At 70.1% G+C, this 21166-nt stretch carries 21 protein-coding genes and 1 riboswitch; of the genes, 14 read left to right on the top strand and 7 right to left on the bottom strand.

The genetic code is table 11. From position 1 onward, the window contains the following. The first annotated feature begins 127 nt into the window (after window positions 1-127). The 5 genes from ABD378_RS39645 to ABD378_RS39625 all read left to right on the top strand — a co-directional run bounded on the left by ABD378_RS39645 (window position 128) and on the right by ABD378_RS39625 (window position 4315). Complete coding sequence (locus tag ABD378_RS39645; protein WP_344529506.1) at window positions 128-667, top strand: FHA domain-containing protein; 540 nt, start codon at window positions 128-130, stop codon at window positions 665-667. Window positions 668-713: 46 nt separating this feature from the next. After that, the gene (gene ftsR, locus ABD378_RS39640) at window positions 714-1457 is read left to right on the top strand and encodes a transcriptional regulator FtsR (protein ID WP_344529504.1); all 744 of its coding nucleotides are present in this window, start codon (window positions 714-716) and stop codon (window positions 1455-1457) included. Between the two features lie 53 nt (window positions 1458-1510). Then, the gene (locus ABD378_RS39635; RefSeq protein WP_006123076.1) at window positions 1511-1984 is read left to right on the top strand and encodes a bifunctional nuclease family protein; all 474 of its coding nucleotides are present in this window, start codon (window positions 1511-1513) and stop codon (window positions 1982-1984) included. A gap of 172 nt (window positions 1985-2156) precedes the next feature. After that, on the top strand, window positions 2157-2792 hold the full coding sequence (locus tag ABD378_RS39630) for a MerR family transcriptional regulator (RefSeq protein ID WP_344529502.1): 636 nt from the start codon (window positions 2157-2159) through the stop codon (window positions 2790-2792). A gap of 83 nt (window positions 2793-2875) precedes the next feature. Beyond that, window positions 2876-4315 carry a DNA polymerase IV gene (locus ABD378_RS39625; RefSeq protein ID WP_344529500.1) on the top strand — a complete coding sequence of 480 codons (1440 nt, stop codon included), beginning with the start codon at window positions 2876-2878 and terminating at the stop codon, window positions 4313-4315. Between the two features lie 43 nt (window positions 4316-4358). On the opposite strand, the gene ABD378_RS39620 is transcribed toward ABD378_RS39625, so the two are convergent. Beyond that, on the bottom strand, window positions 4359-4736 hold the full coding sequence (locus tag ABD378_RS39620; protein ID WP_344529498.1) for a PRC-barrel domain-containing protein: 378 nt from the start codon (window positions 4734-4736) through the stop codon (window positions 4359-4361). A 144-nt stretch (window positions 4737-4880) separates the two neighbouring features. Beyond that, window positions 4881-4978, top strand: a riboswitch (glycine riboswitch). A gap of 209 nt (window positions 4979-5187) precedes the next feature. Between ABD378_RS39620 and gcvP the strand changes: the two genes are divergently transcribed. Further along, window positions 5188-8073, top strand: a complete 2886-nt coding sequence (gene gcvP, locus ABD378_RS39615; RefSeq protein ID WP_344529496.1) for an aminomethyl-transferring glycine dehydrogenase — start codon at window positions 5188-5190, stop codon at window positions 8071-8073. 88 nt (window positions 8074-8161) lie between these two features. Here the strand turns inward: gcvP and ABD378_RS39610 are convergent, their stop codons facing one another. Together ABD378_RS39610 and ABD378_RS39605 are read right to left on the bottom strand one after the other, a co-directional pair. Next, a complete protein-coding gene (locus ABD378_RS39610) occupies window positions 8162-8368 on the bottom strand; it encodes a DUF5999 family protein (RefSeq protein ID WP_160510115.1) in 207 nt (68 codons plus the stop codon). 305 nt (window positions 8369-8673) lie between these two features. Further along, window positions 8674-9258: a hypothetical protein gene (locus ABD378_RS39605; RefSeq protein ID WP_344529492.1), complete on the bottom strand. Its 585-nt coding sequence runs from the start codon at window positions 9256-9258 to the stop codon at window positions 8674-8676. 485 nt (window positions 9259-9743) lie between these two features. Here ABD378_RS39605 and ABD378_RS39600 point away from each other — a divergent pair, with 485 nt between their 5' ends. Continuing rightward, a complete protein-coding gene (locus tag ABD378_RS39600) occupies window positions 9744-11261 on the top strand; it encodes a glutamate-cysteine ligase family protein (protein ID WP_344529490.1) in 1518 nt (505 codons plus the stop codon). A gap of 27 nt (window positions 11262-11288) precedes the next feature. Here the strand turns inward: ABD378_RS39600 and ABD378_RS39595 are convergent, their stop codons facing one another. Next, complete coding sequence (locus ABD378_RS39595; protein ID WP_344529488.1) at window positions 11289-13061, bottom strand: substrate-binding and VWA domain-containing protein; 1773 nt, start codon at window positions 13059-13061, stop codon at window positions 11289-11291. Window positions 13062-13227: 166 nt separating this feature from the next. On the opposite strand from ABD378_RS39595, the gene ABD378_RS39590 reads away from it, so the two are divergent. Then, window positions 13228-14028, top strand: coding sequence for a CPBP family intramembrane glutamic endopeptidase (locus tag ABD378_RS39590; protein WP_344529486.1), 801 nt, complete (start codon window positions 13228-13230; stop codon window positions 14026-14028). A gap of 69 nt (window positions 14029-14097) precedes the next feature. On the opposite strand, the gene ABD378_RS39585 is transcribed toward ABD378_RS39590, so the two are convergent. Then, window positions 14098-14919, bottom strand: a complete 822-nt coding sequence (locus tag ABD378_RS39585) for a PhzF family phenazine biosynthesis protein (RefSeq protein ID WP_344529484.1) — start codon at window positions 14917-14919, stop codon at window positions 14098-14100. A gap of 168 nt (window positions 14920-15087) precedes the next feature. Here ABD378_RS39585 and ABD378_RS39580 point away from each other — a divergent pair, with 168 nt between their 5' ends. Together ABD378_RS39580 and ABD378_RS39575 are read left to right on the top strand one after the other, a co-directional pair. Next, window positions 15088-15453, top strand: a complete 366-nt coding sequence (locus tag ABD378_RS39580) for a cupin domain-containing protein (RefSeq protein ID WP_344529482.1) — start codon at window positions 15088-15090, stop codon at window positions 15451-15453. A 131-nt stretch (window positions 15454-15584) separates the two neighbouring features. Continuing rightward, a complete protein-coding gene (locus ABD378_RS39575) occupies window positions 15585-16208 on the top strand; it encodes a PadR family transcriptional regulator (protein WP_344529480.1) in 624 nt (207 codons plus the stop codon). Window positions 16209-16287: 79 nt separating this feature from the next. Here ABD378_RS39575 and ABD378_RS39570 read toward each other — a convergent pair whose 3' ends face one another. Next, on the bottom strand, window positions 16288-16716 hold the full coding sequence (locus ABD378_RS39570) for a type II toxin-antitoxin system Rv0910 family toxin (protein ID WP_344529478.1): 429 nt from the start codon (window positions 16714-16716) through the stop codon (window positions 16288-16290). A 333-nt stretch (window positions 16717-17049) separates the two neighbouring features. On the opposite strand from ABD378_RS39570, the gene ABD378_RS39565 reads away from it, so the two are divergent. Beyond that, window positions 17050-17874 (top strand): putative protein N(5)-glutamine methyltransferase, encoded by an 825-nt coding sequence (locus ABD378_RS39565; protein WP_344529476.1) that lies wholly within the window; start codon window positions 17050-17052, stop codon window positions 17872-17874. Window positions 17875-17893: 19 nt separating this feature from the next. Here the strand turns inward: ABD378_RS39565 and ABD378_RS39560 are convergent, their stop codons facing one another. Then, window positions 17894-18082 carry a hypothetical protein gene (locus ABD378_RS39560; RefSeq protein WP_344529474.1) on the bottom strand — a complete coding sequence of 63 codons (189 nt, stop codon included), beginning with the start codon at window positions 18080-18082 and terminating at the stop codon, window positions 17894-17896. 197 nt (window positions 18083-18279) lie between these two features. Between ABD378_RS39560 and ABD378_RS39555 the strand changes: the two genes are divergently transcribed. From ABD378_RS39555 to ABD378_RS39545, 3 genes are all read left to right on the top strand, one after another. Next, window positions 18280-18882, top strand: a complete 603-nt coding sequence (locus ABD378_RS39555; RefSeq protein WP_344529472.1) for a Clp protease N-terminal domain-containing protein — start codon at window positions 18280-18282, stop codon at window positions 18880-18882. Window positions 18883-19006: 124 nt separating this feature from the next. Continuing rightward, window positions 19007-19951, top strand: a complete 945-nt coding sequence (locus ABD378_RS39550) for an EamA family transporter (protein ID WP_344529470.1) — start codon at window positions 19007-19009, stop codon at window positions 19949-19951. A 164-nt stretch (window positions 19952-20115) separates the two neighbouring features. After that, entirely contained in the window at window positions 20116-21114 is a 999-nt protein-coding gene (locus tag ABD378_RS39545) for a DMT family transporter (RefSeq protein WP_344529516.1), read from the top strand. Window positions 21115-21166: the final 52 nt, after the last annotated feature.

The following is a 21166-nucleotide window of genomic DNA, read 5'->3' as shown; positions in this document are numbered from 1 at the left end:
TGACCCTGCCGGTCCGGGCCGCATAGGTTTCGGAGAACCGTCAACCTCAAGTACGGGTGGAGGGTTTACCCCCGATCCGTACGCATCGAATGCCCCCGCGGGGCAGCCGCGGCAGGAGGATCCGTCCATGGCCCTGGTGTGTACGAGGTGCGGGAACCGCAACGCCGAGGCGAGCCGGTTCTGCTCCAACTGCGGCGCGCCGCTGCGGGCCGGGGCCGCGCCGGAGCGTCCCTCCGAGACGACCTCGACCATCTCCATCTCGGGCCTGGAGGCCTACGACGCGGAGGTGACGGGGCAGACCGCCTCGCCCGCCCTCTCGCCGGAGGCCCAGGCCGCCGTCGACGCACTGCCGCTCGGCTCCGCGCTCCTCGTGGTGCGCCGTGGGCCGAACTCGGGCAGCCGCTTCCTCCTGGACGGCGAGCTGACCACGGCGGGGCGTCACCCGCAGAGCGACATCTTCCTGGACGACGTGACCGTCTCGCGCCGCCACGTGGAGTTCCGTCGCCTCGGTGACGGTTCCTTCACCGTCGCCGACGTGGGCAGCCTCAACGGCACGTACGTCAATCGGGAGCGCATCGACTCGGTCGCGCTGTCGAACGGCGACGAGGTGCAGATCGGCAAGTACCGGCTGGTCTTCTACGCGAGCCAGCGGGGCATCGGTATCTGACCGACCCTCCCCCGGGCTTCGTCCGGGGGGACCCCCAGGAAGGGCCATGCTTCAAACACCGAGGGGCGGTGCCGGGAACGGCACCGCCGCCGAGGACCGTCGGCTGATGAGCATCGGCGCCGTGTTGAACGCGCTGCGTGACGAGTTTCCCGAGGTCACGATCTCCAAGATCCGCTTCCTGGAGTCGGAAGGGCTCATCGAGCCGGAGCGCACGCCGTCCGGCTATCGAAAGTTCAGCCCTCAGGATGTCGAGCGGCTCGGGCACGTCCTGAGGATGCAGCGGGACCACTATCTGCCGCTCAAGGTCATCCGGGAGCACCTGGACGCCCTGGAGCGCGGAGAGCGGCCTTCCCTGCCCTCCTTGGGGCAGCCACGGGAGCCCGGTGACGCCTGGGGCGTGAGTGACGCCGATGAGCCCACTGCCGCCCGGGTGGGCCGTGCCGAGCTGATGGCCGCCGCGGAGATCGACGCGGAGCAGCTCGCCGACTGGGAGACGTACGGGCTCATCGTGCCCTTGCCGGACGGCGGTTATGACGCGGAGGCCGTGACGGTCGCCGCGCTCGTCGTCGAACTCGGACGGTTCGGTATCGAACCCAGGCATCTGCGCGCCGTGAAGTCGGCGGCAGAACGCGAGGCCGGCCTTGTCGACCAGGTCGTGGCGCCGCTGCGCAGGCACCGTAATCCGCAGACCAGAGCCCATGCGGAAGCCCGTACGAAGGAGCTCGCGGGGCTGACCGGAAAGCTGCACTCTGCACTGGTGCAGACCGCGCTCGGGGTGCGGTTGCCCTGACTCGAGGGGTGCCCGACTACCCAAACCGGCCGGGCACGTCCTAGGGTTGCTGTGTGAACGAGCTCGACGTCGTAGGTGTCCGGGTGGAAATGCCCTCCAACCAACCGATCGTGCTCCTGCGTGAAGTGGGAGGCGATCGTTACCTCCCCATCTGGATCGGACCAGGTGAGGCGACCGCGATCGCCTTCGCACAGCAGGGGATGGCGCCCGCACGGCCGCTGACCCACGACCTGTTCAAGGACGTGCTGGAGGCGGTGGGACAGGAGCTCACCGAGGTGCGCATCACGGACCTCCGAGAAGGGGTCTTCTACGCGGAACTGGTCTTCGCCAGTGGAGTCGAGGTGAGCGCGCGGCCGTCCGACGCCATAGCGCTCGCGCTGCGCACCGGAACGCCGATCTACGGCAGTGACGGTGTCCTTGACGACGCGGGCATCGCCATTCCGGACGAGCAGGAGGACGAAGTGGAGAAGTTCCGCGAGTTCCTCGACCAGATCTCGCCCGAGGACTTCGGTACCAACAGCCAGTAGTCCGTCGCTTCCGAAGGGTCCTGGCGGACCATTCGGCTAGCCTTTCCCGGCGGTGCGGTACGGCAAACCACTCTTAGGGTGATTATCACTCGGCGTGCCGAGTGTGGCGATCGTTGACGAGCCCCTGGTGACTGCCTACCGTCGAGAAGGCAGGTCAAGGACGGAGGTCGGCGTGAGAAGCAGCGGCGACGATACGGCGATGGGCGGTCCGTATCCGCTTCACAGCAGCGCGGCCGGTCACTCTCCGAAGAGGCCGATGGCGGTTCAGGGGAGCGTTCAGGGGAGCGGGGACGCCACGTCCGGACAGTCCGAACAGGAACAGATCGGTTACCGGGGGCCGACCGCGTGCGCGGCCGCCGGCATCACGTACCGACAGCTCGACTACTGGGCCCGTACGGGCCTCGTCGAGCCCAGCGTGCGGTCCGCGGGCGGGTCGGGGACCCAGCGGCTCTACAGCTTCCGGGACGTCGTCGTCCTGAAGATCGTGAAGCGGTTCCTCGACACGGGTGTGTCCCTGCAGAACATCCGGACCACGGTCCAGCATCTGTGCGACCGCGGTTTCCGGGACCTGGAGCGGATGACGCTCATGAGCGACGGTGCGACGGTCTACGAGTGCACGTCGCCCGACGAGGTCCATGACCTGCTCCAGGGCGGCCAGGGGGTCTTCGGGATCGCTGTGGGCGTCGTGTGGCGGGATGTGGAAGCGGCGCTCTCGCAGCTGCACGGGGAGCGGATCGACACCGGGGAGACGCTGGTGCGGCAGAACCCCGCCGATGAGCTCGCGAGACGGCGCAACAGGGCCGTGTGAGCCGCCGCGCACTTCGTCGCCGGTGTTCGGTGCGCGGTGGCGTTTTCCGGGCGTTGTCAGTGGCGTAGGGCAGCATCAGAGGTGTGAGAACCGCGCCCACGATTCTGCATCTCGACATGGATGCCTTCTACGCGTCTGCCGAGCAGGCCGCGAAGCCGAGTCTGCGCGGGAAAGCCGTGGTGGTGGGCGGGCTCGGGCCGCGGGGCGTGGTGGCCACGGCTTCGTACGAAGCGCGGAAGTTCGGTGTGCACTCGGCGATGCCCATGGGGCAGGCGCGGCGCCTGGCGCCCAATGCCGCCTATCTGGTGCCGCGCTTCGGGCTCTACCGCGAGATCAGCGACCAGGTGATGACGCTCCTGCGGGAGCTGTCGCCGCTGGTGGAGCCGCTCAGCCTGGATGAGGCCTTCGTCGACCTGGAGGCGGGCGGTGTGGCCGACGACCGGGCGTCGGCGCTTGCCGTGGGCGAGCGGTTGCGCGCGGACATCAAGGCGGTGACCGGCCTCCCGGGGTCGGTCGGGCTCGCCGCGTCCAAGATGCTGGCGAAGATCGCTTCGGAGGAGGCCAAGCCGGACGGCCTGCGCCTGATAGAGCCGGGGACCGAGCGGGACCTGCTCGCGCCGATGTCGGTGCGGATTCTGCCCGGTGTGGGTCCTGCCACCGGGGACCATCTGCGGCGGGGCGGGATCACGACGGTGGGGGAGATCGCCGGGGCGGGCGAGGACGAGCTCGTACGGCTGCTCGGGAAGTCGCACGGGAGCGCGCTGTACGCGATGGCCCTTGCGCGGGACGAGCGGCCCGTGGTGGCGGAGCGGGAGTCCAAGTCGGTCAGCGTCGAGGACACGTACGACGTGGACATCCACGACCGGGTACGGGTCAGGGGCGAGGTCGCGCGGCTCGCCGAGCGGTGTGTGGAGCGGTTGCGGGCGGCGGGGCACTCGGGGCGGACCATCGTCCTGAAGGTGCGGCGGTTCGACTTCTCGACCCTGACGCGCTCCGAGACGCTGCGTGGGCCGACGGACGACCCCGGGGTGGTGCGGGAGGCCGCCGCGCGGTTGCTGGAGTCCGTGGACACCACCGGAGGCGTGCGGCTCCTCGGGGTGGGCGTCACGGGGCTCGCCGACTACACGCAGGAGGACCTCTTCGCGCAGGCCCAGGCCCAGGCGCAGGCCGAAGCCGTGGAGGCCCTGGAGGCGCGGCGAGAGGCCGAGGAGGAGCGGGCCGAGGAGGAGCGGGCCGGGAAGGAGCGGGCCGGGGAGGCCGCGGAGGAACCCGTGGGCGAGACGGTGACGGAGCCGGTCGTTCCGGCCGAGCGGCGGTGGGCCGCCGGGCACGATGTGCGGCATGCCGAGTACGGGCACGGGTGGGTGCAGGGCAGTGGCCTCGGGCGCGTCACGGTTCGCTTCGAGACGCCGGAGTCGTCGGCGCCGGGGCGGGTGCGGACGTTCCGTACGGATGATCCGGCGCTCGAGCCCGCGGAGCCCTTGCCGTTGGTGGCATCTCCTGAGGAGCTGGAGCCGCGGTGAGGTCGGTGGCTGCCGCTGTGGTCACCAGGGCGTCCTGCGAGCGTCAGGTGCCGTCCTGGCCTGCGATGTTGCCGAAGTCCTGGTCCGGCGGCGGTGGCTCCGGGGGCGTGATGTCCAGGCCGTAGTGGTGGTAGAGCTGCAGTTCCTGTTCGGGGGAGAGATGGCGGCCCACGCCGAAATCGGGGGCGTCCTTGATCAGGGAGCGCTCGAAGGGGATGCGCAGGGTGCCGTCTTTCGTGAGCTCGCTGGGCTCCAGGGGGACGAACGCGTCCCGGCTGAACAGGCCGGTGCGTATGGCCGCCCACTCAGGGGCGCCGGTGGCGTCGTCGAGATAGACCTCGTCGATCGTGCCGATCTTGGCCCCGCTCCGGTCGAACGCCTTCCGGCCGATCAGGTTGCGCGGATCGATATCGGTCTGCACGGGCCCTCCAACTGGTCGAGGCTTGTCGAAGTGGGGCGTAACTCATCCTTGTTCGTTCGTAATCACTACGAAAGAGCACTTCGGGGCAGGCGGCCACTCGAGGGATCGGCCGCAGTCCTCGCTGGTAGGCTGGCGCATGGCTGCTGACCCCGTGCGGGAGAGCTCTCCGGTGGAGACACCGGAGGCGCCGAAGGAGCAACTCCTCCCCGGAATCTCTCAGGCCCCTGTACCGCACGGACGAGGTCACTCTGGAAAGTAGGGCGGGCGTCGGGCGGGCACGTTCGGAACCCTTCCTCACCGACGGTGAAAGCCGGTGCGTCGCCCTGTCACGGGGCGTGGACCGGTGAAACTCTCAGGTTGAGATGACAGAGGGGGAGGCCGTCCGGGTACCCGCGCCGTGGTGCCCCTCGCAGGTCGCGTCAGACCAGCGTCAGACCAGGAGGCCTCCGCTATGACCGCCACCCCTCGCATCCCGCTCTCCCAGCTCGAGCAGGGCATTCCCTTCGAGCAGCGCCACATCGGTCCCGATGTGGAAGCACGGGCCAAGATGCTCGCGCACGTCGGATACGGCTCGCTCGACGAGCTGACCGCCGCCGCCGTGCCGGATGTGATCAAGAACGCCGAGGCGCTGAACCTGCCGGGAGCGCGTACCGAGGCCGAGGTCCTGGCCGAGCTGCGCTCCCTCGCTGACCGTAACCAAGTTCTTGATTCCATGATCGGGCTCGGTTACTACGGGACCTTCACTCCGCCGGTGATCCTGCGGAACGTCATGGAGAACCCGGCGTGGTACACCGCTTACACGCCGTATCAGCCCGAGATCTCCCAGGGTCGGCTCGAGGCGCTGCTCAACTTCCAGACCGTCGTCGCCGAGCTGACCGGGCTGCCCACCTCCGGTGCCTCGCTGCTCGACGAGGGGACCGCCGCCGCCGAGGCCATGGCCCTGTCGCGGCGCATGGGCAAGGTCAAGGACGGTGCCTTCCTCGTCGACTCCGACGCCCTGCCGCAGACGATCGCCGTCATCCAGACCCGCGCCGAGCCGGCCGGTGTCGAGGTCGTCGTCGCCGATCTGAGCGAGGGCATCCCGGCCGAGGTCGCCGAGCGCGGTGTCGTCGGCGTACTGATCCAATACCCCGGCGCCTCCGGTGCCGTACGCGACATCAAGCCCCTCATCGAGCAGGCGCACGAGATCGGTGCCATCGTCTCCGTCGCCGCGGACCTGCTGGCCCTGACGCTGCTCACCTCGCCCGGTGAGCTGGGCGCCGACATCGCCGTGGGCACCACTCAGCGCTTCGGCGTCCCGATGGGCTTCGGCGGCCCGCACGCCGGTTACATGGCGGTGCGCGAGAAGTTCGCGCGCAGCCTGCCGGGGCGGCTCGTCGGTGTCTCCGTGGACGCGGACGGCAACAAGGCCTACCGGCTCGCGCTGCAGACCCGTGAGCAGCACATCCGCCGCGAGAAGGCCACCAGCAACATCTGTACCGCTCAGGTGCTGCTCGCCGTGATGGCCGGAATGTACGCGGTCTACCACGGACCCGAGGGCCTCAAGACCATCGCGCGGCGCACCCACCGCTACGCGACCGTGCTCGCCGCGGGGCTCACCGCCGGCGGGGTCGAGGTCGTGCACGGCGCGTACTTCGACACCCTGACCGTGCGGGTGCCCGGCAAGGCCGATGAGCTCGTCTCCGCGGCCCGCGAGGGTGGCGTCAACATCCACCAGATCGACGCCGACCACGTCTCCCTGGCCTGCGACGAGACCACCACGCGCAGGCAACTGACCGCGATCTGGACCGCGTTCGGGGTCAAGGCCGACATCGAGGCGCTGGACGCGGAGACCGAGGACACGCTCCCCGGCGGCCTGCTGCGCTCCGACGACTACCTCACGCACCCCGTCTTCCACCAGTACCGCTCCGAGACCGCCATGCTGCGATACCTGCGCAAGCTGGCCGACCGTGACTACGCGCTCGACCGCGGGATGATCCCGCTGGGCTCCTGCACCATGAAGCTCAACGCGACCACGGAGATGGAGCCGGTCACCTGGCCCGAGTTCGGGCAGCTGCACCCCTTCGCGCCCGCCCAGCAGGCCCAGGGATATCTGACGCTCATCCGTGAGCTGGAGGAGCGGCTCGCCGAGGTCACCGGATACGACAAGGTCTCGCTGCAGCCCAACGCGGGTTCGCAGGGCGAGCTTGCCGGACTGCTCGCCGTGCGCGGCTACCACCGCGCCAACGGCGACGAGCAGCGCACCGTCTGCCTCATCCCGTCCTCGGCGCACGGCACCAACGCCGCGAGCGCCGTGATGGCCGGAATGAAGGTCGTCGTCGTGAAGACCAGCGACGACGGCGAGATCGACATCGAGGACCTGCGCGCCAAGATCGAGAAGCACCGCGAAGAGCTGTCCGTGCTCATGATCACCTACCCGTCCACGCACGGGGTGTTCGAGGAGCACGTCGCGGACATCTGCGCACAGGTGCACGAGGCGGGCGGCCAGGTCTACGTCGACGGGGCGAACCTCAACGCCCTGGTGGGTCTCGCCCAGCCGGGCAAGTTCGGCGGCGACGTCTCGCACCTGAACCTGCACAAGACCTTCTGCATCCCGCACGGCGGCGGTGGCCCCGGCGTCGGCCCGGTCGGTGTGCGCGAGCACCTCGCGCCGTACCTGCCCAACCACCCGCTGCAGCCCGCCGCGGGCCCCGAGACGGGCGTCGGTCCGATCTCCGCGGCGCCGTGGGGATCGGCCGGAATCCTGCCTATCTCCTGGGCGTACGTACGCCTCATGGGCGGTGAGGGCCTCAAGCGCGCCACGCAGGTCGCCGTGCTCTCCGCGAACTACATCGCCAAGCGCCTCGAGCCGCACTACCCGGTGCTCTACACCGGCCCCGGCGGGCTCGTCGCGCACGAGTGCATCATCGATCTGCGCCCGATGAGCAAGGCGACCGGTGTCAGTGTCGACGACATCGCCAAGCGGCTCATCGACTACGGCTTCCACGCGCCGACCATGTCGTTCCCGGTCGCGGGGACCCTGATGATCGAGCCGACCGAGAGCGAGGACCTGGTCGAGATCGACCGGTTCTGCGAGGCGATGATCAGCATTCGCGCGGAGATCGAGAAGGTCGGCGGCGAGTGGACCGCCGAGGACAACCCGCTGCGGAACGCGCCGCACACCGCTGCCGCGCTCGGCGGTGAGTGGGAGCACGCCTACAGCCGCGAGGAGGCCGTCTTCCCGGCCGGCGTCGTGGCCGCGGACAAGTACTGGCCGCCGGTGCGCCGCATCGACCAGGCGTACGGCGACCGGAATCTGGTCTGCTCCTGCCCGCCGCTGGATGCGTACGAGGACTGATATCGGGTCCAGAACATGCGTGGGGGCCGGTCCGGAGGTTGTCTCTCCGGGTCGGCCCCTTTGTTGTCCGTGCCGTGCTGCCGTCGCGTCAGGCGGCGGTCATGATCGTGTCCGTGCCCAGCGGTCGGTGCGGAGCGATGATCTGGCCGTCCGGCAGCAACTCACCGGTGTCCTCGAAGAGGAGGACGCCGTTGCACAGCAGGCTCCAGCCCTGCTCCGGGTGGCTCGCCGTGAGGAGCGCGGCTTCCCGGTCGGCGGAGTCGGCTGTCGGGCACGGTGGTTGGTGCTGGCACATGGAAGGGTTCTTTCGCTGCGATGTGATGGCTGTGACGTCTGCCTTGCGGCTCGATGCGGTGTTCATGGCCGCCCCCCGTTTAGTCGGTCCGGTCCCAGTGTTGCCCTACGGGCGTCAATCCGCAGGGATTTAGCCGCAGCGCTTCTTACTGCTTAATGACGTATCACCCGGCCGGACGGTTCAGCCCAACTGCACTGTCTCTTCGGGTGGTTCGGGGTGGTCATACCGGGCTAGTCCGTATGGGCACATGACGCGCCGAGCCCCGCGGCCGGAAGGGCAGCGGGGCACAGGAACGTACGGTGAGGTCAGGCGGGTGAACCGAGCAGCGGTGCCGGGGTCATGCGGTGGGTGAGGACCTTGAGGAGCTCCGCGGCGCGGTGCGGGCGGTGCGCCGCGATGCCTGGAGGCGCGGGCGCGAGGGGCACGAGGATGTCGGAGGGCGCGAGATGGCCGCTCGCACCGTCCGCCGTGCAGTCGCCGTGCAGCCAGAGTGTCAGCATGTAGAGCTCGGGTACGGACAGCAGTCGTGGCTGGTAGGGCATCGGCATCGCCTCGGCGTGACGAAGGGCCCGCTCGGTGGACGCGATGTAGGGGCCCTCGAAGAAGTGCGAGAAGGTCCACCCGTCAGGCGTCAGCATCGTGTCCGCCGCGGCGACGGCTCGCTCGCCGCAGCGGATCAGGAAGCGCCACCCCGCGAGCCGGGTGGGCGAAGTGCCCGACGGGGCGATCCGGTCAAGGACGTGGACGGGCAGCGGGAGTTCGGCGCTCGTCGGCCCCTGTGCGGCGCGCAGGGACGGGGTGCGGGCTTCGCGTACGGCGGTGGGTGAACCGAGTGCCGCGAGGACGCTGCGCAGGGCGGGCGCGGGAGCCGGGGGGACTTGCAGCGGCATGATGGGTCGCCTCTCTCATTCGACAGGCACAGTGGAACGATGACAGGTGCGGACGTCGCTGTCTGCTCCGAAGTCAGAGGGGGCGGGGGCAGGGGACCGCGAGCGCCAACTCTCTGCCTCGTTCGCGAAGTTTATACGACACGTGTTCAGGCAGTGTTTCGTCTAACCGCACCCTATATTGCCCGCAAGGCGTTATTCGGTCGCCACTTTGCGGGCTTTATCCCGATTCCGGATGAGCCCGGGCGTTTGACCTCGGCTCCCTTCGCGGGAGCGGACGGCCGATTCTCATCGGTGTTTTTCACCAGGGGTCGGTGCGAGGATTCCCCGGCGTACGTTCATGCCTGGCGAATGTGCCGCGCGGACTCGCCATCGAGGGTACTGGGCCGGGGGCATGTGCGGGGCGTTATCGATCACATTGCAGGGCATCATCCACCGAGACACAGCGGCCGGACCGTTGGCTGCCCATCCGAGGAGGGGACGCTTCGATGGGGGAGAAGGTCGTAGCAGGAACGTTTGACCTGGCTGAGCGCAACCGGTATCGGAACAAGCTCAGGGAGTGTCTCGCGGGGCTGCGGAGGCTGTTGGACGAGGAGCGGTTCGACCGGCCCAAGAACTTGATGGGCGTGGAGATCGAGCTGAATCTAGCGGGGCCCGACGGCATGCCGAGAATGCTGAATGCGGAAGTGCTCGAACGGATCGCGAGTCGCGACTTCCAGACGGAACTCGGAATGTTCAATCTCGAAGTGAATATCGCCCCGCACCGATTGGGCGGACGCGTTCTCGACCGCCTCGCCGAGGAGCTGCGCACCGGCCTCGCCTATGCCCACCGGAAAGCGAACGAGGTGAACGCGGGCATCGTGATGATCGGCATTCTGCCGACGCTCGCGCACCACGACCTGGTCTCGGGGAACCTCTCCGACGTCGACCGCTATGCGCTGCTCAACGACCAGATCGTGGCCGCCCGCGGCGAGGAGTTCGTCCTGGACATCCAGGGCATCGAGCGGCTGACCTGCACGTCAGCGTCGATCGCGCCCGAAGCGGCGTGCACATCCGTGCAGTTGCACCTCCAGGTCACGCCGGGCAGGTTCGCCGACGTGTGGAACGCGGCGCAGGCCGTCGCCGCCGCGCAGATCGCCGTCGGCGCCAACGCGCCGTTCCTGTTCGGGCGTGAGCTGTGGCGCGAGTCGCGGCCACCGCTGTTCCTGCAGTCCACCGACACCCGCCCGCCCGAGCTCCAGGCACAGGGCGTGCGGCCGCGGACCTGGTTCGGGGAGCGCTGGATCAGCGACGCGTATGAGCTCTTCGAGGAGAACCTGCGCTACTTTCCCGCGCTGCTCCCCCTCATGGACGAGGAGGATCCGCTGCAGGTGCTCGACGACGGCAGGGTGCCGCAGCTCGGCGAACTCGTCCTGCACAACGGCACCGTGTACCGCTGGAACCGTCCCGTGTACGGCATCGCGAACGGCGTCCCGCACCTGCGGGTGGAGAACCGTGTCCTGCCCGCGGGCCCCACCGTCACCGACGTCATCGCCAACGCCGCCTTCTACTACGGCGTCGTACGCGCCCTCGCCGAGGAACCCCGGCCCGTGTGGACCCGGCTGCCCTTCGAGGCCGCGGCGAGCAACTTCGACACCGCGTGCCGCGAAGGCATCGAGGCCCGTCTGCGGTGGCCACGCCGCGGCCGGTACGGAGGGATCGTCGAGGTGCCCGCGGTCGCACTCGTCCGCGACGAACTGCTGCCGCTGGCCGCGGCGGGGCTCGACGCGTGGGGTGTCGAGCCCGCTGACCGGGACTTCTATCTCGGCGTCATCGAGGAGCGGTGCAGACGGCGGGTGAACGGGGCGTCCTGGCAGGCGGCGACGTACCACCAGGCCCTGGAGACCGGACTCGAACGCGACGCCGCGCTCGCCGCGACCACCCGGCGCTACGCCGAGCTGATGCACGCGGGGGAGCCGGTGCACACCTGGCCGGTGGGGCTGCCGGAGCCGGCCGTCCTGAGCTGAGGAGTCCTGAGGCGTACGGGGGCGGGCTCAGCCGTGGCTGCCCGCCTCCATGATGGCCTTGAGGATGACCGCGTGGATCTGCGCCGGGTCATCGACCTGATGGCCTGATCCGCCGGTCGCCTCCGCGATCTGCACGACCTCCTCCTTGTCCGCGTTCGGGCCCACCGCGATGGCGATGAGCGGCACCGGGCGCTTGGGGTCGGAGAGGTTCTCCAACTGCGCGATGAGATTGCTGCGCGCGATGGAGCCGGGGTCCTGGTTCGCGCCGTCCGTGAGCACCACGAGCGCGTTGAACTTGCCGCTCGCGTAGCTGGACGTGGCTTCCTTGTACGCCGCCAGCGTGGTGTCGTACAGGCCGGTCGCACCGCCCGGGATGGGCGTCAGGTCGCTGAAGGCCTCCGAGATCTTGTCCCGCTGGGTGCCGCCGCCCTTGCGGTCGCCGAGCCGTTCGGTGGGCACGAGCTTGCGGTAGTCGCGCTCGCCGTCCAGGAGGGTGGCGAACTCCCAGAGGCCGATCTCGTCCTCGTCGGTGAACCCGGCGAGCGCCTGCAGCAGCGAGGACTTGGTGACCTCCATCCGGGTCTGGCCACGCCCCGGCACGAACTCGCTCATCGAGTCCGAGACGTCGACCACCGTGCTCAGCCGGGCACTCTGGACGGTGATCGTCCACATGCCGAGCGTCTCCTGGAGCTCCTTCTCGGAGGGCGGCTCGCTGGCCTCGTCGCCGTACGGCTGGGGGGTGCGGCCGCCGGCCGCCGTGACGAGCTTCTCCGACGGGTCATCGGCGCCGGTCCTGAAGCCGTGCTTCTCCAGGATCGCGCGCCCCTCGTCGTCGCTGAACAGGGTCATGAAGCGCAGGGCGGCCCGGCTCTGGTCCGTGGAGAGCTCGTCCTCCTGGATCAGCGTGTAGGGGTAGTCGAGGCGCGGTGAGCCGTCCTTCGGATAGAACATGTCCAGGCCGTTCTCGTCGCCCGCCGTCGCGTTGTGCTCGAACGCCGCCTGCTCGGAGAGGATCAGTGCCTGGTTGCGGCGCGGGTTGCCCTGTTCGGTGCCCGAGGAGTCGCGGGCCAGGGTGTCAAGGAGCTGGCTGTCGCTGTCGGACGTGCGCGCGGACAGCGCCTTGGCCATCCCGGCGGCCTGGGTGTCGCCGTCCTTGCCGCCCGCTTTCTTCGCCGACGTGCTCAGCTTGGCGAGCGCGAGCAGGCCGGTGGCGCTGCGCGCGGGATCGGCCGCGCCGAGCCGCAGCTTGTCGCCCTTCATCGCCGCGCCGGTCAACTCCGGCCAGCTGTACGTCTTCTTGGGCCAGCCAAGGGTTTCGGCGGCGGAAGGAACCATGGCCATGCCGACCGGGGACGAGGCTATGTTCCCCGCGGGCGACACCTTGTTCTGCTTGCCGCCCAGGCCGACGCGCTGCAGCCACAGTTCGGAGTCCGGCACCCAGACGTCGTAGTCCGGATCGCCCTTGCCCGTCCGCAGTTCGTCGGTGACCTTGTACGAATCACGGGCGGTGACCCGTACGTCGATGCACGACCCGTCGGACGTGACCTCCTTCTCGCGTGCGTCGTCGGCGGCCGCGCGCAGGGCGGGGGCGATGTCGGGGGCGGCGACGACGTCCAGCTTCACCGTGTCGTCGCGGCACGAACCGCCGAAGGTGAGGAGGTCGCTGCGGACGGCGACGGCCGTGCCCGCCGCGACCGTCAGGACGAGTGCCGTCGCGATGGCCACGGTGCGGCCGCGGGTGCGCGGCCGAGGGTCGGGTGCGTCCGTCCCGTACTCATCGGGCAAGCTGTGACGTCCCATGGCGGTGGTGCCCCTCCTTGAGCGATGAAGCAAGGAAAGAGGGGGTGGCGTGACCGCAATCGGCGTCCGTCCCCCTCGGCCTGTCGCGCACGATCTTCGTACCTTCATTCGAGACCCTAGCGGGGCGGAGATGGGGATGAGGCGGGATTACTCAACTGGAGGCGGAGTGCAAGCGGAGTCCGGGCCGTTGGCCGGTTCTTTTCGGGGTGAGGGGCCATCGCGACGGATCCTCCGGGACGAGACGTTGCTCGTCCTGGCGCTCTCACTGGGCGCGAGCGGTGTTTCCGCGCTGATCAGCTTTGTCGGATCGGTCACCAAGCCGGGCGGTCTGAAGGATCAGGCGGCGACCATGAACGCGTCGGCCGCTCCGGGGCGGCCATGGCTTGATCTCGCGTGGCAATTGTTCGGGATCACGACCGCGTTGGTGCCGGTGGCGCTGGTCGCGCACTTCCTGATCAGGGAGGGTGCCGGACTGCGCACGATCGGCTTCGACCGGAGCCGGCCGTGGCCGGACCTGGGGCGCGGAGCGGCGATCGCGGCGGTGATCGGCAGCACCGGGATCGCCTTCTATCTGGCGGCGCGCGGGCTCGGGTTCAACCTGACGGTGGTGCCGGAGGACCTGCCCGACGTCTGGTGGAAGTACCCGGTGCTCGTGCTGTCCGCGGTGCAGAACGCGGTGCTCGAGGAAGTGATCGTCGTCGGCTATCTGCTGCGCAGGTTCGGGCAGTTGGGGTGGACGCCGATGGCGGCACTGGTCGGGAGCTCGGTGCTGCGCGGCTCGTACCACCTCTACCAGGGCATCGGCGGGTTCATCGGGAACATGGCGATGGGGGTGGTCTTCGTGCTCCTGTACCGGCGGTGGGGGCGGGTCGGGCCGCTGGTGGTGGCCCATTCGCTGCTGGACATCGGGGCGTTCGTCGGGTACGCGCTGCTTGCCGGGAAGGTGGGATGGCTGCCCACGCCTTAGGTGGCGGCAGGGCGGGGGCGGGCGGTGCTGTGGGGACGTACGACTGGGTCGTACGTCCCCACAGTGACGTCAGGCGTACAGCTCGCCCTCGATGACGGTGACCGCGCGGCCCGTCAGGAGGGTGCGGTCGCCGCGCAGTTCGGTGCGGACGAGGCCGCTGCGGGCCGAGGCCTGCAGGCCGGTGAGGTCCGCGCGGCCCAGGCGCTCGGACCAGAAGGGGGCCAGGGCCGTGTGGGCGCTGCCGGTCACCGGGTCCTCGTCGATGCCGATGCGCGGGAAGAAGCCACGGGAGACGAAGTCGTAGCCGCGGGAGGGGTCTTCTGCGCGTGCGGTGGCGATGATGCCGCGCTCGGAGTGCCGGACGAGGGCCTTGTGGTCCGGGGTGAGGGCGCGCACCGTCTTCTCGTCGGCGAGCTCGACCAGCAGGTCGCCGAGGCTCGCCCCGGCGCCGAACACAGCGAGCGGCTCGGCGCCGAGTGCGTCCGCCACGCCGTCGGGGACCTCGACCGGGGTGAGCGGGGCGGTCGGGAAGTCCATGGTGACGGTGCCGTCGGCGTGCGCGGTCGTGGTCAGGACGCCGCTGCGGGTGGCGAACCGTACGGGGCCCTGGGCGGTGCCGGTGACCTGCAGGACGTGGGCCGTGGCGAGCGTGGCGTGGCCGCAGAGGTCGACCTCGGTGGTGGGGGTGAACCACCGCAGGGCCCAGTCGGCTTCGTCGTGCGCGGGGAGGCGGTGGGCGAAGGCGGTCTCGGCGTGGTTGACCTCTGCGGCCACGTTCTGGAGCCAGGCGTCCTCGGGGAAGGAGTCGAGGAGGAGGACGCCCGCGGGGTTGCCCGTGAAGGGGCGGTCGGTGAAGGCGTCGACGATGCGGATGCGGTGAGAAGTCGGCATGTCGATGACGCTAGCGGGCCAATGTGGGGGTGGGACAAGGCCAATTGGGGGTGAGTGGCCCTATTGGCCTGCTGATCTCGCCTCGCGTCCCGCACGTGGCGGGCACAAGCTGGATGGGAGGGGGATTCCTTGGGTCCGGCCATCGGGCGGGCCCGATGAGGAGGAACCATGACAGCGACGACGCGGAACGACACTCCTGTCGCGATCGAGGGCGGCGGCGTGGAGCTGCGGATGCGGGATGTCGGGGGAGACATGGCCGTCGCGTTCGTGCGGCTCCCGCAGGGTGCGGACATGACGCCGGCGCTCACGGGCATGCCCGGCGGTCTCTGCCAGTGCCCCCACTGGGGGTATCTGCTCAAGGGGCGGCTGAAGATGCGGACAGCGTCCGACGACGAGATCTACGAGGCCGGACAGGCCTTCTACTGGGCGCCGGGCCATGCCCCGGAGGCGCTCGAGGACTGCGAGTACGTCGACTTCTCGCCGACGAAGGAGTTGACCGAGGTGGTCGACCACGTCAAGGCGCACATGGGCTGACCGTTTCGGACGGCCTCTCCGGCGGGTCCCGGGAAGGGGCTTGCCAGAAGAACAGTCCCGATATATCGTTGACGCATCGCGACTGATCAACGACTACACGGTTGATCAATGACACAAGAGGAGTGATGGCGATGCGTTCCCACGGTTGTGAACACGAGCACGGACGTGGAAAGTGCGGCCCCGGCCATGAGGGCAGGGGCGGTTTCGAGGGGCGGCGCGCGGCGTTCGGTCCCTTCGGTCCCGGCTTCGGCGGTCCCGGTGGGCCCGGCGGCCCCTGGGGCGGCGGACGAGGCGGCAGGGGCGGTCCGCGAGGCAGGGCGCGGCGCGGTGACGTACGCGCGTCGATCCTGGCCCTCCTGAAGGACCGGCCGATGCACGGCTACGAGATGATCCAGGAGATCGCCGAGCGCAGCGGCGGGGCGTGGAAGCCCAGCCCCGGTTCGGTCTACCCGACCCTCCAGCTCCTGGAGGACGAGGGCCTGATCAGCAGCGCGAGCGAGGGCGGCAAGAAGCTCTTCTCGCTCACCGAGGCCGGCCGCACCGCGGCCGACGAAGGTCCCGACGCGCCCTGGGAAGAGGCCGGGCGCGGGGTCGACTGGGAGACGCTGAACGAGATCCGGCAGGCCGGTTTCGGTCTGATGGAGGCGTTCGGCCAGGTCTGGAAGACCGGCAGCAAGGACCAGCGCGAGAAGGCTGTCACGGTCATCAACGACGCCCGTAAGAAGCTGTACCTGATCCTCGCCGATGAGGACTGAGGTGGTGGGGGTCGACGACCCCCATCGCCACTGAGGCGCCCCGCACTTCACGTGTGGGGCGCCTCTTTTGTGTGTGGGCTCAAGTCACCAGGCCCGCCAGCTTCCGCAGCGACTCGTCGAGCGCGGCCGTCGCCGAGTCCTTCAGCTTGCCCGCCATCAAGGAGACCGCCGCGCCCGTGAACTCCCCGTCTATGCGTACGTTCGTCGCGTCCCCTTCGGGGGAGAGCGTGTAGCGGGTGCCGACCGTGACGCCCATCGGGCCCTTGCCCTTGATCGCCAGGGTGCGCTCGCTCTCCAGGTCCTCGATCGTCCAGCTGACCTCGGCCGGGAAGCCCATCAGCTTCATGTTCTCCGCGAACGTGCCGCCCACCTCCAGAGTGGTGGGGGCGCCCTTGGGGAAACTCGTGTGCGTGGCGTTCCATTCGCCGTACGAGGAGAAGTCGGTGAGTTGGGCCCAGACCTTCTCGGCGGGCGCCTCGATCCGTGCTTCCGCGCTGACTTCGGCCATGCGACGACCCCTTCTCGTTGGGCGCTGCGGCGGGGCGCAGCTGCGGTGTCGCGGAACGTAGCCGCAGGGCCCGGAACATTCAATACTGATGAACCGTCAGATGCTGGCGCCTTTCGGCTTCTGTCGGCTTCTGTTGTCGGGGCTCCGCAGCGCCGCCCGGAACCGGGTCGGGTACTGTTGCCCTCCCCGCGATGGACGCGGGCAGACGGATGCAGGAGGTGAGCCCCCATTACCGCAGCAGCAGGTCGGGCGCTCCCCCTTCGCGACCGCGCGGTTCACCCGGCATAGGTGACCGAGGGAGCCCCATTGGCGTCCCGAAAGGTTCCTTTTCTCATGTCGGCTTCACCCGCGTCGCCCTTGTCATCGCCCATAACGTCCCTCACTCCTTCCGCCATCGTCATCAGTCTGCGCGCCGCCGGCTGCGTCTTCGCCGAGGACGAGGCGGAGTTGCTCGTCGCCACCGCGCGTGACCACGCCGAACTCGCCGCCATGGTGGAGCGGCGCGTCACCGGTCAGCCGCTCGAACACGTCCTGGGCTGGGCGGAGTTTCGCGGTCTGCGGATCGCCGTGGACGCCGGGGTGTTCGTGCCCCGGCGGCGCACCGAGTTCCTCGTAGAGCAGGCCGCGGCCCTCGCCGGACCCGGAGCGGTCGTCGTCGACCTGTGCTGCGGCTCGGGCGCGCTCGGGGCCGCGCTCGGCGCCGCCGTCGACCGGGTCGAGCTGTACGCCGCCGACATCGACCCCGCCGCCGTGCGGTGCGCCCGGCGCAACGTCGCCGACGTGGGGGGACGGGTGTACGAGGGCGACCTCTACGAGCCGCTGCCCGGCGCCCTGCGGGGCCGCGTCGACGTACTCCTTGCGAACGTCCCCTACGTACCCACCGAGGAAGTCGGTCTCCTGCCGCCCGAAGCCCGCATCCACGAGGCGCGTGTGGCGCTCGACGGCGGGGCGGACGGCCTCGACGTCCTGCGGCGGGTGACCGCGGACGCGGCGCGCTGGCTGGCCCCGGGCGGCCGGCTGCTGTTCGAGACGAGTGAGCGGCAGGTGCCGTACGCGCTCGAAGCGGTGGCCGGCGGCGGTCTCGTGCCGCGGTCGGTGAGCGACGAGGAGATGTACGCGACGGTCGTCATCGGGACACGGCCCGCACAGGGCTCGTAGGGCGCCCGCGTGGTCGGAGTCAGCCGACCCTGCGTATCACCGCCGCGTCGAACAGGTCGCATGCCCTGGGGAACGGGCCCTCGTCGTGGCAGTGCCAGGCTTCCCAGAACAGGTCGGCGGGCAGTGCGTCATCGGGTGCGTACACCCGATACACGTACTGCCTGCCGTCGATCGCCGGCAGGGCGACCATCCAGCACCTGCACTCCATGCCTGAAAGACGAGTGACCGGTGCGTCGTGGTTGCGTTCCCGGCGTGAATCAAGGCGGCGCGCGCCCCTCGGGGAAGAACAGTGGGATCTCATCCGTAAGGAGGAGAACCCACACATGCGTACCCAACCTGTGTCGGACGCGAAGATGCTTCCCGGCGCCGATGACGCCGCCTTCGGGGGCTGATGGGGTGGGAGATGTGCAAAGCCGTACCCCGCGGGGCGCCGAGCCCGGCCCGACCCGAGCAGAGACCGACTCCCGACTCAGCGCCGCGCTGGCGTCGGTGGTGGCAGGCGCGCGCCGGCGTGCGGTGCGGGACGGGGACCGGCAGATCGACACCGCGCATCTGCTGCACTCCCTTCTGGAGACCGACCCCGACGTGCGGGCGGTCTTCGACGACGGGGCGCAGGTGGTGCGGCTCCTCGGCTATCTCGTGCAGCGCAGCATCGGGTACGGCCTGCAGTGGCAGGGGACGGTCGAGGACTCCGGGGCGGTGCCGATGGTGCGGGCGGGCAACTCCGGCTCCGTGAAGGAGACGGGCTGGTCGCCGTCCGCGAGCGCCGCCATGGACGCGGCCATCGAGCGGGCCGGCGGACGCGGCGAACCGCGCGCCCTCGGCGTCGACCTCCTGGCGGCGCTCGTCGCCGATCCGGACTGCCGCGCGGTCGAGGTCCTGGGGCGGGCCGGGGCCGACGCGCAGGTGATCCTCCGGCGGATCGAGGACGATCCGTTCACCGGGACGTCCGCTGATCCGTACGCCGACCCGTATGCCGATCCGTACGCCGAGACGTCCGCCGATTGAGACAGGTTCTATCGGGGGTGAAGCTCATGACACGTCCTGTCATGATGTGCCGGTGCAAGCGTCTCAGGGGATACAGGCAGGCTCGCGGCCGAGCCGGGGGAGGGGCGTCGCCCTGGGGCTCGCCATGGGGTCGGCGTTCGCCTTCGGCGGCTCGGGTGTCGCGGCCAAGCCGCTGATCGAGGCGGGCCTCGACCCGTTGCACGTGGTGTGGCTTCGGGTGGCGGGCGCCGCCCTGGTGATGCTGCCGGTCGCCTGGCGCCACCGGGGTCTCGTGCTCCGCAGGCCCGCGCTCCTCCTCGGCTTCGGCCTGTTCGCCGTGGCCGGTGTCCAGGCCTGCTACTTCGCGGCGATCTCCCGCATCCCCGTCGGCGTCGGACTCCTGGTCGAATACCTCGCGCCCGCGCTCGTCCTCGGCTGGGTGCGCTTCGTACAGCGGCGGCCCGTGACGCGGGCGGCCGCGGTGGGCGTGGTGCTCGCGGTCGGCGGGCTCGCCTGTGTCGTCGAGGTGTGGGCCGGGCTGAGCTTCGACGCCGTGGGGCTGTTGCTCGCGCTGGGCGCCGCGTGCTGCCAGGTCGGCTACTTCCTCCTGTCCGACCAGGGCAGCGACGCGGGCGACGACGCTCCTGATCCGCTCGGCGTCATCGCGTACGGACTGCTGATCGGCACCGCGGTGCTCACGGTCGTGGCGCGCCCCTGGGGCATGGACTGGTCGGTGCTCGCGGGAAGTGCGGACATGGACGGCTCGGCGGTTCCCGCGTGGGCGCTGATCGCCTGGATCGTGCTCATCGCGACGGTCGTGGCGTACGTCACCGGAGTGCTCTCGGTGCGTCGGCTCTCGCCGCAGGTGGCAGGGGTCGTGGCCTGTCTGGAAGCGGTCATAGCGACCGTGCTCGCCTGGGTGTTGCTGGGCGAACACCTGTCGGCGCCGCAGATCATCGGGGGCGCCGTGGTGCTCGCGGGGGCGTTCATCGCGCAGTCGTCCACGCCGGCCAAGCCTCCGGACGGGCCTGCCGATGGCGGGGGGCCGGAGCCGGAAGAGCAGTTGTCGTCGACCCGTGCCGCCGTTTAGGGTGTTGATCATGCATTCACGCGCGCTCGTTCTTCCGCCTCCCGCCGCTTAAGCGCGGGCATCTCCTGGATCACACCCGGCCGGTGGCCGGGTGGAACGACGCTGCCCGCAGACGGAGTCAGGGACCTTCTTTTTCCTTTCTGCGGAGAACTCACGTGTCGAATGTGTCGACTGCTGTCTCCGGCCTGTCCGTCGGACGAGGCCTGTTCTATCTGATCGTCGCCGGTACGGCCTGGGGCACCGCGGGTGCCGCCGCCGCGCTGGTCTTCAAGGCCAGTGACATGGGGCCGGTCAGCCTTTCCTTCTGGCGCTGCGCGGGCGGCTTCGTGCTGCTCTACGCCGTCCGTCTGGTGCGGTCGCGCCGGCGTTCCTCGTACGTCGCCGAGAGCGTGCCGCTGCGGCGCAGGCTGCAGCGGATCGTGGCGACCGGCGTGGCCCTCGCCGTGTTCCAGACCGCCTACTTCGCGGCCGTCGAGTCGACCGGACTCGCGGTCGGCACGGTGGTCACGATGGGGGCCGGTCCTGTGCTCATCGCGCTCGGGGCGCGGTTCACCATGGGGGAACGGCTGGGGCGCGGCGGGGTCGTCGCCGTGGCCGGGGCGCTTGCCGGGCTCGTGGTGCTCGTCCTGGGCGGTGGCGGCGCGAGCGTGCGTCCGGCGGGCGTCGGGTGGGGGCTGCTCTCGGCGGCGGCGTACGCGGCGATGACGCTGCTCACTCGATGGTGGGGGCGGGACGGCGGCGCCGACTCGTCCGACACGACGGTCTGGTCGTTCGCCGTGGTGTCCGTCTGCCTGCTGCCGCTCGCCGCGGTGGAGGGTCTGGTCCCGCACGCCGCCGACCCGGCGCTGACGGGCCTGTACCTGCTGTACATCGTCGTGATCCCGACGGCGGTCGCCTACGCCCTGTACTTCGCGGGGGCCGCCGTCATCAGGTCCGCGACCGTCTCCGTGATCACGCTCCTCGAGCCGCTGAGCGCTGCCGTCATCGCGGTCGTGCTGCTCGGCGAGGAGCTGACGGTGTCGACGGTGCTCGGCACCTTGCTGATGCTGGCCGCGGTGACTGGCCTCGCGGCCGCTGAGACGGTCGCCGCGCGGCGGGTCGCTGCGCGGCGGGTTCTCGCGGGGCGCGGTGGGGGTGGCCGGGCCCCGCGAGTGCTGTCTTGAGTCCGCGGGTCGGTGGGGGCTGGTCGCGCAGTTCCCCGCGCCCCTGACGGGG

Origin of the sequence: Streptomyces rectiviolaceus, assembly GCF_039533825.1 — a bacterium.
In the GTDB taxonomy this organism is placed as follows: Bacteria; Actinomycetota; Actinomycetes; order Streptomycetales; family Streptomycetaceae; genus Streptomyces; species Streptomyces rectiviolaceus.
This window is presented reverse-complemented; position numbering and strand designations above follow the sequence as displayed.

What these genes read in the sequence shown, in the direction of transcription:
- ABD378_RS39645 (WP_344529506.1), top strand. Translation starts at nt 128, where the DNA reads ATGGCCCTGGTGTGTACGAGGTGCGGGAACCGCAACGCCGAGGCGAGC.
- ftsR (WP_344529504.1), top strand. Translation starts at nt 714, where the DNA reads ATGCTTCAAACACCGAGGGGCGGTGCCGGGAACGGCACCGCCGCCGAG.
- gcvP (WP_344529496.1), top strand. Translation starts at nt 5,188, where the DNA reads ATGACCGCCACCCCTCGCATCCCGCTCTCCCAGCTCGAGCAGGGCATT.
- ABD378_RS39610 (WP_160510115.1), bottom strand. Translation starts at nt 8,368, where the DNA reads ATGTGCCAGCACCAACCACCGTGCCCGACAGCCGACTCCGCCGACCGG.
- ABD378_RS39605 (WP_344529492.1), bottom strand. Translation starts at nt 9,258, where the DNA reads ATGCCGCTGCAAGTCCCCCCGGCTCCCGCGCCCGCCCTGCGCAGCGTC.
- ABD378_RS39600 (WP_344529490.1), top strand. Translation starts at nt 9,744, where the DNA reads ATGGGGGAGAAGGTCGTAGCAGGAACGTTTGACCTGGCTGAGCGCAAC.
- ABD378_RS39595 (WP_344529488.1), bottom strand. Translation starts at nt 13,061, where the DNA reads ATGGGACGTCACAGCTTGCCCGATGAGTACGGGACGGACGCACCCGAC.
- ABD378_RS39585 (WP_344529484.1), bottom strand. Translation starts at nt 14,919, where the DNA reads ATGCCGACTTCTCACCGCATCCGCATCGTCGACGCCTTCACCGACCGC.
- ABD378_RS39580 (WP_344529482.1), top strand. Translation starts at nt 15,088, where the DNA reads ATGACAGCGACGACGCGGAACGACACTCCTGTCGCGATCGAGGGCGGC.
- ABD378_RS39575 (WP_344529480.1), top strand. Translation starts at nt 15,585, where the DNA reads ATGCGTTCCCACGGTTGTGAACACGAGCACGGACGTGGAAAGTGCGGC.
- ABD378_RS39570 (WP_344529478.1), bottom strand. Translation starts at nt 16,716, where the DNA reads ATGGCCGAAGTCAGCGCGGAAGCACGGATCGAGGCGCCCGCCGAGAAG.
- ABD378_RS39565 (WP_344529476.1), top strand. Translation starts at nt 17,050, where the DNA reads ATGTCGGCTTCACCCGCGTCGCCCTTGTCATCGCCCATAACGTCCCTC.
- ABD378_RS39560 (WP_344529474.1), bottom strand. Translation starts at nt 18,082, where the DNA reads ATGGAGTGCAGGTGCTGGATGGTCGCCCTGCCGGCGATCGACGGCAGG.
- ABD378_RS39550 (WP_344529470.1), top strand. Translation starts at nt 19,007, where the DNA reads ATGGGGTCGGCGTTCGCCTTCGGCGGCTCGGGTGTCGCGGCCAAGCCG.